The organism is Pseudomonas sp. B21-012, assembly GCF_024749305.1.
GTDB lineage: Bacteria > Pseudomonadota > Gammaproteobacteria > Pseudomonadales > Pseudomonadaceae > Aquipseudomonas.
This window is the reverse complement of the sequence record NZ_CP087197.1, coordinates 5,564,610-5,577,551: the sequence shown is the minus strand read 5'-3', so window position 1 is coordinate 5,577,551 and position 12,942 is coordinate 5,564,610. Positions and strand designations below refer to the sequence as shown.

The window sequence follows — 12,942 nt, the reverse complement described above, 5'->3', positions numbered from 1 at the left end:
CATGCTTTCAACTCGCAAGCCCTTCTTCACTGCTTCCAACGGCCGGGCCGCGCTGCTGCTGGCGGCCGGTTTCAGCACCGTCCTGCTGACTGGCTGCGCCAGCTCGCCGGCGTCCAAGGTCGGTGCGACGACCAAGGTCGAGTACTACCCGAGCTGCTACGAGCCGGTGCAGCACCTGCGCGCCACCGATTCGGACATGACCAAGTCGGTCGCCACCGGTGCCCTGATCGGTGCCGTCGGCGGCGCGCTGACCGGCGCCCTGACCGGCAACTCCGACAACCGTGGCCGCAATGCTGCCATCGGTGCTGCCGGTGGTGCTCTGGTCGGCGGTGCAGCCGGTTACTACACCGAGCGCCAGAAGCAGATCAGCGACGACAACCAGCGCATCGGCTCCTACGCCACCGACATCAACAAAAGCGCGGCCGACATGGACCGCAGCACCGCTTACGCCAAAGCCTCCCAGGCGTGCTACCAGCGTGAGTTCGCCAACCTGATGGACGGCCGCAAGAGCAACAAGATCAGCGATGGCGAAGGCCGCAAGCGCCTGGCGGAAATCATCGCCGGCCTGCAGGAGTCGAACAACCTGATCACCGCGGTCAACGGCCGTCTGGGTGAGAACCTCAACAACTACACCCAGGCTTACGAGCAAGACCTCAAGCAGGTCGGCGTACCGCGTAACGACGTGGTGATCGTTGCCGAAGCCCAGGCGCCGGTGCTGGCCACCGGTAACGCCAAGAAGACCAACACCGGCAAGACCAAGACCCCGCCACCGGCGAAGAAAAAGTTGCCAGAGGTACCGAAGGAAGCCGTCGCCACCGAGAAGACCCTGCAGGACGCCAACGCCAAGAAGGCTGAAAGCCAGAAGGTTGCCAGCGCCGGCCAGAGCCAGGTCAACAACATGTGCAAGAACCCGGACATGGGTGACTGGGCACCGGTGCCTTGCCCTAACGTGTAAGGCTTGAGCAGCGTGGTTGCCCGCTACCTTTATGCAAGGTGGCGGGTGACCTGCGCTGCAGGTTCAAGGAAGCGAATCAATGAGCAGCGCCATCCCCCGTTTTGGCTACATCGATCCCCAGTACAACGCGCGTCAGCGCATCCAGAGCTCCATCAACCTGCCCAGGTTGTTTGCCGCCATCGACGCCGATCCATCGATTGTCGGTTCTGGTGTTGTGTATATCGACTTGGACTACAACGTCGTGGTCCTGCGCGAATTCCAGCCGATTTGCAGCATCCGCCCCAAGCGCATCATCCTGCGTGAGCTCAAGCGCTACCAGACGCCCGACCAGTACACCCAGCAGCTACAGACCAACCCGCGTGAATCCCAGGCGCTCAAGGAAGGTGCAAACACTACCTTGTCGTGCTTTGGCGCAGTGCTGGGCTGGATGGTGGTGGTCAGCGGCACCATTGCCGCGCCGTTCTCCGGCGGTACCAGCATGGTTGTGACCTATATCGGCGCCGCTGCCGCCACGGCCAGCAGCGTACAGTGCGGCATCGGCATCATGCGTACCGTGCGCGAAGCCAACAACCCTGGTGCCAACGACGCGCTCGACCAGGAAGAGTGGTACCAGAATGTAAGCATGGTGCTGGATGCGGTGTCTTTACTGGGCGTCGGCACCTCAGGGCTGACCACCTTCAAATACCTGCAGATGCACAAGGCCGCCACCGGACGTAAATGGTTGGAGCTGAGCAAGGGCTTGAGCCGTCAGCAGCGCAAGGCGCTTACCACTGAACTGCTGTCGGTCAAGCACCCGTCGCTGACTGCCAAGCAGCTCAAGTTGCAGCAGAGCGCAGGTTTGCTGACCAAGCGCTACACCCCCACCGAAATCAGTCATGCGACCAAAACCTTGCTCAAGGACTCGGTCGGTGCCGGCTTTGGTCTGGCGGGCAGCTCTTCCGTGCAGGGTGTTGTAACCTCCGCGAGCAGCGAGATTAAGACCATCGCCATCGGCCTGTACGAGGAATTCTGAGCATGAGCGCCAGCCAGGATTACGCCGCGTTCATGACGCGTTACTTTCCGACCTTTATCTGCACGTTTTTTCTGTCGTTGATTTCCCTGGCCTGCGCGGTGACCTTGTGGACCGACACACACCTGCGCAACCACCCCGATAACCCGGCCTACAGCGTCGGATTGATGGCCGGTAGTATCGTGCTGCTGTGCCTGGGCAATTTCCTGATCATCCGCGGCAGGGCCTGGAGCATTTGGATTGTCGTGCTGTTGCTGGTGCTGAGCTTGCTGACGGTGATCAGCCTGTTCGATGAGCGAATCAACAAAGGTCTGTTTGCCTTTGCCTTGTTACTGCCGCTGCTTGCCGGGCTGATGCTCAATGGTAAGCGCCAGCGGCAGATGCGCGAGTACCTGGTCGAGCTTCGGCAAAAACGCCAGAACCATTGACCCTGGTTAATATTTGCACAATCACCACCCTCTAAACTGAGGACTCTGCACCCTCAAAGGGGGACATGGCATGACCATTATCGTCACCGGCGCCGCCGGTTTTATCGGTAGCAACCTGGTTCAGGCCCTCAACCAACGCGGCGAAACCGAGATCATCGCGGTCGATGACTTGAGCGATGGCGACAAGTTTCGCAACCTGGCTGACAGCGAAATCGCCGACTACCTGGACAAGGACGACTTTCTTCAGCGCTTTGGCCGCGGCCAGTTTGGCAAGGTGCGCGCCGTGCTGCACCAAGGCGCTTGCTCGAGCACCGTCGAAGGCGACGGGCGCTTGATGATGGACAACAACTACCGCTACAGCCGCGACCTGCTCGACGCCGCTCAAGGCCTTCAGGTGCCGCTGCTGTATGCCTCGTCGGCGGCGGTGTATGGCGCCGGGCGCGACTTTCGCGAACAGCGCGAGTGCGAGCGGCCATTGAACGTATATGGCTACTCGAAATTCCTCTTCGACCAGCGCGTGCGCCGGCAACTGCCCCAGGCGCGCAGCCAGATCGTCGGCCTGCGTTACTTCAACGTCTACGGCCCCCACGAGCAGCACAAGGGCGCCATGGCCTCGGTGGCCCTGCACTGCTTCAACCAGTACCAGGCCAACGGCAAGGTCAGCCTGTTCGGCAGCTATGGCGACTACCCCAGCGGCGGCCACCTGCGCGATTTCGTGGCGGTCGAGGATGTGGTCAAGGTCAACCTGTTCTTCCTCGACCGGCCGCAGCTGAGCGGCCTCTTCAACGTCGGCAGCGGCCGCGCCCAGCCTTTCAATGACGTGGCCTTGGCAGTGATCAACCGCCTGCGCGAGCAGCAGGACCAGCCGCCGCTGTCGCTGGAGATGGCCCTGCTGGAGGGCATTCTGGAATACAGCGAATTCCCCGAGCACCTGCGCGGCAAGTACCAGTGCTACACCTGCGCCGACCTTGAGCGCTTGCGCAGCGTTGGCTATGAGCAGCCAACGCTGACGGTGGAGCAGGGTGTGGCGCGTTACTGCGACTGGTTGCAGCGCGCGCCCTAGTCAGTGCTGGCGCAAGGTCTTCAGGTCGCCCTTGCCCGAGGTCTCGCGCAGGTACTCCTGCAGTGAGTCATCCAGCGCGTTGAGCCAGCGGGTATGGTGCGGCACGGCAGCGGTACCGGTGATCACCGAGCGGTAGGACTTGTCGCGGTAACCCATGATGTCCTGCTTTTTGTCCGACTTCCATTTGAGGAAAATCCGGTTCACTGCGTCGATATCGAAGCTCGGGTAATCGGTCTGCTCGATCAGGTGCTTGATATAGCGGCCCTGGAACTCGTACATCGAGGCGGTCGACTCCAGCGCCAGTTCCTCGGCCCGCCACTGTGCGCTGTCGGCAGCCATTGCCGCCGGTTGCGGCAGCTTGATGCGCCCGAGCATGTAGTCGCGGGCAAACCAGGCCTGAGCGTCGAACAGGTTGAAGCTGTACCAGAGGTCTTGCATGCCGAGGTAGATCAGCTGCGGGTTGTGTTCCCAGACAACCCCTTGGTACAGCCCGGCAGGCCACAGGCGGTTGCTGGTCTTGAGCGTCAGCTCGTCGGGCAGGAACGGGAAGTGATGCTGGTAGCCGGTGCAGAGGATGATCGCATCTACGCGCTTGCTCGAACCGTCGGCAAAGAACGCCATCTCGCCCTCGACCCGCAGCAACTGCGGGCGCTCTTCCCAGCCTTTGGGCCATTTGTAGCCCATGGGCTGGGTGCGGTAGGCACTGGTGATCGAGCGCGCGCCGTACTTGAAGCACTGCGAGCCGATGTCCTCGGCCGAATAGCTGCTGCCGACAATCAGCACATCCTTGCCCTTGAACTCCACTGCCTCACGGAAATCATGAGCGTGAAGGATGCGCCCGGAGAAGCGCTCGAAGCCGTCGAATTCCGGCACATGCGGGGTAGAAAAATGCCCGCTGGCGACCACGACGAAATCGAACACCTGCTCGATGCCCTGGCCGGTGCCGTAGTCATAGGCACTGACGGTAAAGGTGCGGCTGGCCTGATCAAAGCGTACCGCCTTGACGGCGGTATTGAAGCGAATGTAATCACGCACACCGGCCTTTTTTACCCGGCCCTGGATGTAATCCCAGAGCACCTCGCGCGGTGGATAAGACGAAATCGGCCGCCCGAAATGTTCATCAAAGCTGTAGTCGGCGAACTCCAGGCATTCCTTCGGCCCGTTCGACCACAGGTAGCGGTACATACTGCCGTGCACCGGCTCGCCATGCTCGTCCAGGCCGGTGCGCCAGGTGTAGTTCCACATCCCGCCCCAGTCGGCCTGTTTCTCGAAGCACACCACCTCGGGCATCTCGGCACCCTGGGCATGAGCGGATTGAAAGGCACGCAACTGCGCTAGGCCGGACGGGCCTGCGCCGATAATGGCAACACGAATAGTCATAAGATTTCCTGACAGAAAACACTGAAAAAAATGCAAAGCGACTCCAGCCCTGAACGGCAGAACCGAGGGCGAGAGGAAGCGGAAACTTCAGGTGTCAGCTGGCAGGCGGAGGGACAGGGCGCTTGCGCTTGTGCGCGAGCAAGACGTCGCGAGGTGGAATCGACAAGGTGTGGAACAGCGTTGAGAGGGGGGAGCTGGTCAGCGAAGGGCTAGCGACAGCGTTGGGCCCGTAAGGCTTGCCGAACAGCGCGGCAAACGGGCCTGAAGGGCGAAAGATACGTGTGGTCTCGTACATGGCGGGCTGATTCTGCCTCTTTTTGGTTATGGATGCCTTTTTAGCTATAACGGATGGGGGAGAGGATTACAAGGTGGGGGCTTGGCAGAATCTCATACTCGACCGCTGACGGACTTGCGCTTCACCCTCGCGCAGTGGTTCTGCTTTGCATTGCAAGGCGCAGTGCACGTCGGATGTCTGCATTAATATCATCGCTATCTTCCAGGCCAACAGAGATTCGCACCAAGCCGTCCGGCACGCCTATTTTTTCCAGGTCGGTGCTGCCCTCCCTGCTAAAACTACCGTAGTGATAACATAAGGACTCAATATTGCCGAAGGTTGTACCTATTCGGATAAGCTGCAGATGACGAACAAAGCTTGTAGCCGTTTCTCGCGATGGAAAAACAATGGCGATAAGGCCTGTATGCAATGACGGAGAAATTCCGTTGGTTTGCGCACTTTTAGTCGACCAGACTGCACGCCACTCCAGCTTCGGGAACTCCTCACGCAGCATGGCGATTACCGCATGTGCATTATCGGAATGTTTTTTTAATCGCAGTGGCAGTGTCCTTAGTCCTCGTATAGTGAGCCAGGCCGAGAACGGATCTACGATGAGCCCTGCACTGTCCCTGTGATACTTCAATGCCTTGAACAGGTCCGGTTCATTGGTACTGACCATGCCGCCCATCACATCGCCGTGACCGTTGATGTGTTTGGTGATGGAATATATTGTTACTGCAGCCCCCAGGGACAGTGGCTTTTGGCAGGCAGGTGTAAGAAAGGTGTTATCAACAACAAGAAGAATGCCACGCTTGTTGCAAAGCTCTGCCAAGTCGGGAATGTTGATATCTAAAAAAGCCGGGTTGGTGGGGGCTTCGATAAAGATCATTTTCGTGTTGGCTTGGATCGCGCGCTCAAATGCCGCTGCCGGGTATTCGTCGATAAGCGACATTTCAATCCCGCGATGGTTGACTTCATAATTAAGCTGCTCAATGATTTCGTAAAATACACTGTGGGGTACGATGACATGATCGCCTGCGCTCAACAGGGCGCGAAAAGCAAGCAGGCAGGCGGTCATCCCGCTATTGACCGCGAGGCTATAGGAGCAGTGTTCAATGGCACGAAATTTCGCTTCTAAAACTGAAACGGTAGGATTTGCATAACGTTGGTAGGCAAAGTTTTCCTGCTTTGCATTACCTAGCATCTCTCTGCCTTCTTCAATTGAATTCAGGAGTGTTGCAGAGTTACAAATGAGCGCTGGAACTGGAAACTGACCCAGTCCATTCTCATGTTGCCCTAAATGGATCGCCTGGGTAGCGATACCTAAAGAAGGAGAAAGAAAATAGTCACGGCATGGTAATTCGCGTGGGCTCTTTTTTTCTGCTGGGCTCATGAAAGGCCTGGTTCCGAAAGATAATGAGAGACGCTTTGACGGCAATGGTTACGTCAGCCGGGCGTATGGCGAGATTTAAAGCTCGTTTGACAATGACCAGGTCATCATGGCCACGACGGCTTTGCTGTTTACTCGTATTGATAGCAGGGGACAACTTTTCCGCCCAGTGAGACAATCGAAAATCTTTCCATTTTTGGCATGACCGCACAGGCCAGGCTAACCTGGTTGGGGCTGGAATGTAGTTCTTTTAGCCAAAGGGGATGATTGGCTTTAAAACACTCATTTTTTAAATGGGACAAGTGTAGCGCCAGTGGCATTTTTTCCGGGTCTTGAGGCATCGGGTAAGGTACTGTTTTGGCACGCTGGGTGGCCCCAAACGCCATGCGCAAGCAGCGCAGCAACTTTGGGTTTTTGCCCAGGTTGTTTTTTGAATTGGTCCACTCTTGTGTGACGTGCTGCACGCCTTCAGCAACTTTGTATTGCTGCACCAGCTCCTTGATCGCACGTGCTGCGGCATGGCTCGGGTAAAGTGAACAGCCGCCACCAACGACATGAATATCAGCGATCGTCTTCTCCGGGCAGTAGGCAATAAAAACGGGATAGTCTATTTGACTAGAAGCGTCAAATACCTCGATTGAAGCACCTATGGCAGTTTCTGCATCACGCAAGGTGTTTAACAGATGCTCTGGCATTGAATTGTCAATAATCTTTCTTATCGGCTCTTTTGAATCATAAAAGAAATGTTGTGCAATAAAGCGCCCAATGCCATGGCGCTCTATGACTTCGCTCGCGGCATGAATTGCCGCTTCCGTAAATCCCACACCCGCCGCCACACCGGTACCGCAGGAGTATCGGCGCGCAGCGCTATAGTCGGTATCATCGCCGGGAAGCGACTCGTTGGCATACTGATGGTTAATCAGAAATGACGGATAGAGTAACTCAACGCCTGCGGATGCTTCATGCGCCTCGAAGGAAAGTACAGCCATCTGTGATGCGCCGGCGTGGCGAAGCATTTGCATCGGCAGTATGTTTTGCAAGGACGGTTGAGAAACAACCGAATCAAAACAATGCAGTGCGCTATGCTTTCGTAGCTGAAAGGGGCCCATGTAATGCTCATAAGCCTCGAACTTCGCACCCACACGAGCCTCTGCTTCATAGCCTTTGCCACAACCGACACATTCTATGCCGCTACTGTCATAGGGGAGGTGAAGGGTGGCAACAGTGCTGGACAGCGGACTACCGTAACGGCGTAGGGTTAAATGAATTCCTTCGCTGGAAAAGTGCTGATCGATTGCGCTTTCTGCATCGTCCAGTGATAACGTACGCTCTGGGGCAATTGTTTTCATAGGCAGGAAGTTTCCATATAAGCCAAAAAATGAGGCGAAAAAATCGCCTCATTTATTTTCGTTACTCAGCCAGTATGGAGAGCTCTTCCGGGGTGAAATCTTCTTCTGCTATGACAGACTCTACTTCGTCGTCAGTGGGTTGGTCGACTTTGAATTCGTTGATATACATGCAGCACCACATACCCATGGGAATATCCTTTTTTTATTTGATTTAAGTGTGCACTTTTTAACAGGTGCAATGAGAGATTAGTTCGTATGGCTTTGGCTGCACATAGGAAAAATCCCGATTCTATGAGTGATTATGTTTTTTTGAGGGTGCTATTTATTTCTGCACTGCTCAGAAATAAGACACTGGCTTGGGGCATCGGCGTTGACACCGGATCGGGCCAAGTTCTTAGGGGGAGACGCAGTGGCGAATGTGACGAACTGGGTCGATCAGCGGAGGTGATCAAGCGCACAGCGGTTGCGATTTAGACGCCGCCTTCAGCAGCTCATTGCTGGCAAGCCTGCTCCCAACCGGCGGGTGTGCCCACGCAAACAAAAAAGGCCCACCTTGCGGTGAGCCTCTTTTTTACTGCGTATGGTGCCGGCACCAGGAATCGAACCCGGGACCTACTGATTACAAGTCAGTTGCTCTACCATCTGAGCTATACCGGCACAGGGGCGTCATTATAGCGATCAGTTTGCGTCTGTAAACCACTTCTGCAACATTCCTCGCGATACCCGGTTTCAGCGGGCATCGCGGGGTGTTTTGTTACCAGCCGCGGTGCATTGTGGTGGCGCTGGGTTCGGCTTTGGTGGGGTCGAATATCAGCGGTTTGTAGCGGCAATCATGCTTTTTACAGTGCTCTCGGCAGCCGTGCTTTTTCTTGCAGCTGTAGGCCGGGCCGGTGTAGCCCTTGTCGCCGTATATCTGCATCTGCGGGATTTCCCAGCCAGACATCGGGGTGTAGTCGCCGCTGGTGCAGCCGCTCAGGTAGAACGCGCACGCCAGCAGGAGGAAGGATCTGATAATGGCCACAGGCAATTCCGTTTGGTCGAAGTGTCAGTGTTTGTGTGTGTCGAGGTAGTGCTGGATGGCGTGGCGGTCTCTGCTGAAGTCCGGCCCGGGGAAGCTCTGGTTGCCGTACATCTGCATGGGCGGCACTTGCCAGTCGGACCGGGGTGGCGGGACTTGCCAGTCGGACATGAAGGCGCAGCCGCTGAGGTAAAACGCGCACGCAAGCAGGGCGATGGATCTGATGATATCCACAGTCAATTCCGTTTATTCGAGGCGTCAGTCTTTGTTGAGGATGCGCTGGATGGTGCCGCCGCAAGATTGGTAGCAGCTGTCGTAGTCGCTGCCGCAGGAGTAGCTGGAGCCGCTGTTGAACGGGTAGCTGGGGTAGTAGCAGCTTTTGCGCGCTTCTTTTTTGCTCTTGCCGGCCTGGCACAGCTGGTAGTTTCTGTAGTTGGCCTGGTACAGGGCGTGGTCGCTGTTTTCCTGCAGGCGCGCCATCTGTTTGCAGTGGTTGCGTTCCATCGAGCAGGAGTTGATGCAGTTCATGCCCGCCATGCTGGGCGGTGGGGAGTATCTATAGGTATAGCTGGGGCCGCAGCCGCCGAGCAGGCCGACGGCCAGCACTAGCGCAGCGCGCCATTTGAGTGAATTGCTCACGAGTTGCCAGTTCCTTGTTCATTCCTCGCTGAACTCCAGCAGGTCACCTGGCTGGCAGTTCAACGCGCGACAGAGCTTCTCGAGGGTTTCCATCTTGAAACCCTTGATCTTGCCGTTTTTCAGCAACGACAGGTTCGCCTCCGTAATACCGATAATCTCGGCCAGATCCTTGGAGCGGATCTTGTTCTTGGCCATGACTACATCGAGTCGAATAATTATCGGCATAGGGGCAAGCTAGACATAACAGTTGTGTTCATCGCTGATGGTTTTGGCGTCACGCATGAGGAGTGAGAAGGCGCAGAGGAAAATGCCTTTCATGATCTCGTAAACCGCCTGGGATGATACACCGATCGATACGCTGAAGCTTCTCTCGCCTTTGGGCAGGTCGATGGAGAACGCCAGGCCCTGCAAGGTGCCGATCATCGGCCAGACCATCGGCAAGCCGATGCACAGCAAGCCCACCCACCAGAGCATCTTGATGTTTTGCGTCGTCCAGGTTTCACCCCGGGACAGGCGCAGGAAGAACAAGCCGGTCAGGTACAAGGCAAAGGCCGAGAGGCTGGCGGGGATCAGTTCCAGGCCGATCACCAGGCCCAGGGCCAGGTGCGAAGGCTGGTAATCCGGGGCCAGCAGCAGCGGCATGTTTTCACCGAAGCTTTGCAGGTAGGCGCCTTGCACCTGGGCTTTTTCGAACACCCACAATAGTACGTTGCCGCCGAACTCGGCGATCCCTGTACCCCAGGCGAGTACCGCGGCGAATGCACCGATCACTCGCAGACGCGATCTCGCGTAAGCCACTGTCTTACTGTTCATGGTTTCCCTCCGTGCTAGTTGAGCGGGGTGCATTATTTGTGAAAAATTATCGTATTACAATAATTAATTGTGATTTTGCCGGGGGTGCGGCGTTTTGACACGAGGGTGAGGTGGGATCTTACGGGGGATCGCGGGGCAAGCCCGCTCCTACAGGGTGGGCTTGCCCCGCGATGCCTTTATCAGGCCGGGTAATATAATTTACGAACCTTTCTGCAACCTTTAAGGGCTTTCACCTAAATACGGACTGAAAGACGCGAAAATTAATTAGTCATTTTCTATCGATTTGACTTTAGCGATGCCTTGAGCTAATTTGTTGTTCATTATGTTGAACACTAAAGCGTTTCCTCTCTTCACCTCCCGCCTGGTTTCCCGTGAACGTCACTGGACCGGCGACCTCTAGCGCCTCCCCCGACAAACAGCCTCGTTTCTCTTTTTGTCTGCAGCCGTCAGCGCGATTTCGCTCGGCTTGTGTCGCCCGTGGGAGGGCATCATGCGTTCCTGGATCTATCTGTTTATCGCCATCACCGCTGAGGTGATCGGTACCGCGTCGATGAAATTCGCCGCCAGTCATTTCCCCATTCTTGGTCACGGGTTGATGTACCTGATGATCGGCCTGTCGTACTTCTTCCTGGCACTGGCGGTAAAACGCGTGCCGGTGGGCGTGGCCTACGCCTTGTGGGAAGGCATCGGCATCGTGTTGATCACCCTGATCAGCGTCACCTGGCTGGGCGAGAGCCTGGGCCTGCTCAAGGCCGCCGGCCTGGGCGTGATGATCGCCGGTATCCTGCTGATCAAGTCGGGTACCCGCGCCGCACCTGCCCCGCGCAATATGGAGGCCCTGCCATGCTGAGCATGAACTGGATTCCCTTCGCCTGGCTGGGCCTGGCGATCGTGCTGGAAGTGATCGCCAACCTGCTGCTCAAGTATTCCGACGGTTTTAAAAAGCGCGGCCTGGGCATTGCTTCGATTCTCTGTGTGCTGGCCGCCTTTACTGCACTAGCCCAGGCTGTGCGAGATATCGAACTGTCGCTGGCTTACGCCATCTGGGGTGGCTTCGGCATCCTCGCCACCGTGGCCATGGGTTGGGCACTGTTCGGTCAGCGCCTGGTAGGCCGCGGCTGGTTGGGCCTGGCGCTGTTGCTGGTGGGCATGAGCCTGCTGAAACTGGCCTGATTCAACCTGCTTAGCGCTATTCGCGCGAAGGCTTATGCACAAGCCGCATGCCAAACAGGTGCGCATTGCATCGGAGCAACGCCCGCCGTTGGTCTTTGCGCAAATGGCTGTTTTTGCTGGCGATTAATCAGTGAACAAAAAATGACCAGCCTGTGAAAGCGCTTGGATCCACGAATTTGCTGGGGTTCGGCGCAAGGTTGCGCACAGACTTATCCACAGGCTGAGCGCCGTTACCGGCGTTCGGCCAACAGCAGCAGGTTGCGCGGGGTGAGAGGCTGTTCACAAAACACCCCGAGCTGTACTTGATAGGACTGTTCCTCCAGGAACAGTGCGCGATCCAGCACCAGCCATAATTCCAGCGGGCGGCGGAACAGATTGCGCAGCAATTCCAGGTTGCGCACCTGGGCCAGGCGCTGCCAGCCGGCCGCTTCCAATGCTGGCCAATCAGGCTCGGCACCTGGCTGCAATTCCTTGAGTTCGGCAAGGCCCCGGCAGTAGTCGGCGAACGGCTTGTGCAGCCAACTGACCGGCAGCGAGGGTGTCGGCAGGTACTCATCTACGCCACGCAACTGCCGTTGCCACAGATCAAAACCCAGGCGCCTGGCCATGGACTCGTCACGCTGGCGGCGTACCCGCGCACCTGCGGTAACGGTTTCGCTGAGCGGCAAGCCAAGATCATCAATCGACAACTGCAGGCCAGACGCCTTGGCGGCTGTGGATAACGGCTGGTACTGCGGCGCCTGGATGCGGTTGTAGCAGCACGGCGCGATGGCCAGTTGGCGGCAACCCTTGAGGCTTGCCAGTTGCATCAGGCGTACATGCAGGTCGCCACAGGCGTGCAGGGCGACAGCGGTGTGCTCGGCGCTCAGTTGCTGGGCGGCGCTATCGGCCAGTACATCCTGCAGGCGGTGCTCGGCGGGCAGTTGGTGATGCTGGCTGAGGGCGCTGCCGGCTTCGACCAGCGCCGGGTCGTATTCCAGGCAGGTCAGTTGCTGACTATGAGGCTGCAGCAAGCGCCGGCCCAGATGACCTTTGCCGGCGCACCAGTCCAGCCAGTGCCGTGGGCTGTGGATAAAACCCAGGTGGCTGGCGAAGGCTTCGATCTGCTGCCATTTGCGCCCCGGCACGTCGACATTCAGGCGAGGGCCAGCAGCGGGCAGGGCAACGGTGGATAACTCGCCGATGGCAGACAGCGCTGCCGCCCGGCGTGCCAGCTGGGGAAAAGGCGCCGGTGCAGCGAGTTGCTCGGGGTGATTGTGCGCCGCTTCCGCCTCGCTCAACGAGCGCTGGCGCAACCAGTCGGCCAGGGCGCGGTATTCGGTTTCCCACGGCAGTTGCAACTGGGTGAAAGGCCGTGGCCGCCACAGCGCCTGATGCTCGCGCAGAAAGTCGTCCAGCGCCTGGAAGCGGCTGAGCAGTTGGTCGGCGCAGAGGGGGAGGGCAGTGGTCAT

The 12,942-nt window shown here is 57.6% G+C and carries 15 protein-coding genes and 1 tRNA gene; 6 read left to right on the top strand and 10 right to left on the bottom strand.

The window, feature by feature from the left end; translation table 11 throughout:
* Position 1 precedes the first annotated feature (1 nt).
* The 4 genes from tagQ (at position 2) to rfaD (ending at position 3,455) form a co-directional block, all read left to right on the top strand.
* Entirely contained in the window at positions 2-955 is a 954-nt protein-coding gene (tagQ, locus tag LOY37_RS25700) for a type VI secretion system-associated lipoprotein TagQ (protein ID WP_093378542.1), read from the top strand.
* A 79-nt stretch (positions 956-1,034) separates the two neighbouring features.
* Positions 1,035-1,967, top strand: a complete 933-nt coding sequence (locus tag LOY37_RS25695) for an NAD synthetase (protein ID WP_258715998.1) — start codon at positions 1,035-1,037, stop codon at positions 1,965-1,967.
* Between the two features lie 2 nt (positions 1,968-1,969).
* Positions 1,970-2,392, top strand: coding sequence for a hypothetical protein (locus LOY37_RS25690; protein WP_258715997.1), 423 nt, complete (start codon positions 1,970-1,972; stop codon positions 2,390-2,392).
* Positions 2,393-2,462: 70 nt separating this feature from the next.
* Positions 2,463-3,455: an ADP-glyceromanno-heptose 6-epimerase gene (gene rfaD / locus LOY37_RS25685; protein WP_258608453.1), complete on the top strand. Its 993-nt coding sequence runs from the start codon at positions 2,463-2,465 to the stop codon at positions 3,453-3,455.
* Here rfaD and LOY37_RS25680 read toward each other — a convergent pair whose 3' ends face one another.
* From LOY37_RS25680 to LOY37_RS25640, 9 genes are all read right to left on the bottom strand, one after another.
* Entirely contained in the window at positions 3,456-4,835 is a 1,380-nt protein-coding gene (locus LOY37_RS25680; protein WP_093378563.1) for an NAD(P)-binding domain-containing protein, read from the bottom strand.
* Between the two features lie 416 nt (positions 4,836-5,251).
* Positions 5,252-6,502 (bottom strand): PLP-dependent aspartate aminotransferase family protein, encoded by a 1,251-nt coding sequence (locus LOY37_RS25675; RefSeq protein ID WP_258715996.1) that lies wholly within the window; start codon positions 6,500-6,502, stop codon positions 5,252-5,254.
* 128 nt (positions 6,503-6,630) lie between these two features.
* Complete coding sequence (locus tag LOY37_RS25670) at positions 6,631-7,848, bottom strand: YcaO-like family protein (protein ID WP_258715995.1); 1,218 nt, start codon at positions 7,846-7,848, stop codon at positions 6,631-6,633.
* Positions 7,849-8,429: 581 nt separating this feature from the next.
* Positions 8,430-8,505 (bottom strand) — tRNA-Thr (locus LOY37_RS25665).
* Between the two features lie 97 nt (positions 8,506-8,602).
* The gene (locus tag LOY37_RS25660; RefSeq protein ID WP_258715994.1) at positions 8,603-8,869 is read right to left on the bottom strand and encodes a hypothetical protein; all 267 of its coding nucleotides are present in this window, start codon (positions 8,867-8,869) and stop codon (positions 8,603-8,605) included.
* A gap of 24 nt (positions 8,870-8,893) precedes the next feature.
* Entirely contained in the window at positions 8,894-9,100 is a 207-nt protein-coding gene (locus LOY37_RS25655) for a hypothetical protein (protein WP_123565275.1), read from the bottom strand.
* 24 nt (positions 9,101-9,124) lie between these two features.
* Positions 9,125-9,505, bottom strand: coding sequence for a hypothetical protein (locus LOY37_RS25650; RefSeq protein ID WP_093378578.1), 381 nt, complete (start codon positions 9,503-9,505; stop codon positions 9,125-9,127).
* A gap of 18 nt (positions 9,506-9,523) precedes the next feature.
* Positions 9,524-9,730 (bottom strand): helix-turn-helix transcriptional regulator, encoded by a 207-nt coding sequence (locus LOY37_RS25645; protein WP_010221299.1) that lies wholly within the window; start codon positions 9,728-9,730, stop codon positions 9,524-9,526.
* A gap of 9 nt (positions 9,731-9,739) precedes the next feature.
* Complete coding sequence (locus tag LOY37_RS25640) at positions 9,740-10,318, bottom strand: hypothetical protein (protein ID WP_258715993.1); 579 nt, start codon at positions 10,316-10,318, stop codon at positions 9,740-9,742.
* Between the two features lie 490 nt (positions 10,319-10,808).
* Between LOY37_RS25640 and LOY37_RS25635 the strand changes: the two genes are divergently transcribed.
* Together LOY37_RS25635 and mdtI are read left to right on the top strand one after the other, a co-directional pair.
* The gene (locus tag LOY37_RS25635; protein ID WP_038998273.1) at positions 10,809-11,168 is read left to right on the top strand and encodes a multidrug/spermidine efflux SMR transporter subunit MdtJ; all 360 of its coding nucleotides are present in this window, start codon (positions 10,809-10,811) and stop codon (positions 11,166-11,168) included.
* Positions 11,162-11,491, top strand: a complete 330-nt coding sequence (gene mdtI / locus LOY37_RS25630; RefSeq protein ID WP_038998274.1) for a multidrug/spermidine efflux SMR transporter subunit MdtI — start codon at positions 11,162-11,164, stop codon at positions 11,489-11,491. Before LOY37_RS25635 ends, mdtI begins: the two co-directional genes overlap by 7 nt.
* A 230-nt stretch (positions 11,492-11,721) precedes the next feature.
* On the opposite strand, the gene LOY37_RS25625 is transcribed toward mdtI, so the two are convergent.
* Positions 11,722-12,942, bottom strand: coding sequence for an SAM-dependent methyltransferase (locus LOY37_RS25625; RefSeq protein ID WP_258715992.1), 1,221 nt, complete (start codon positions 12,940-12,942; stop codon positions 11,722-11,724).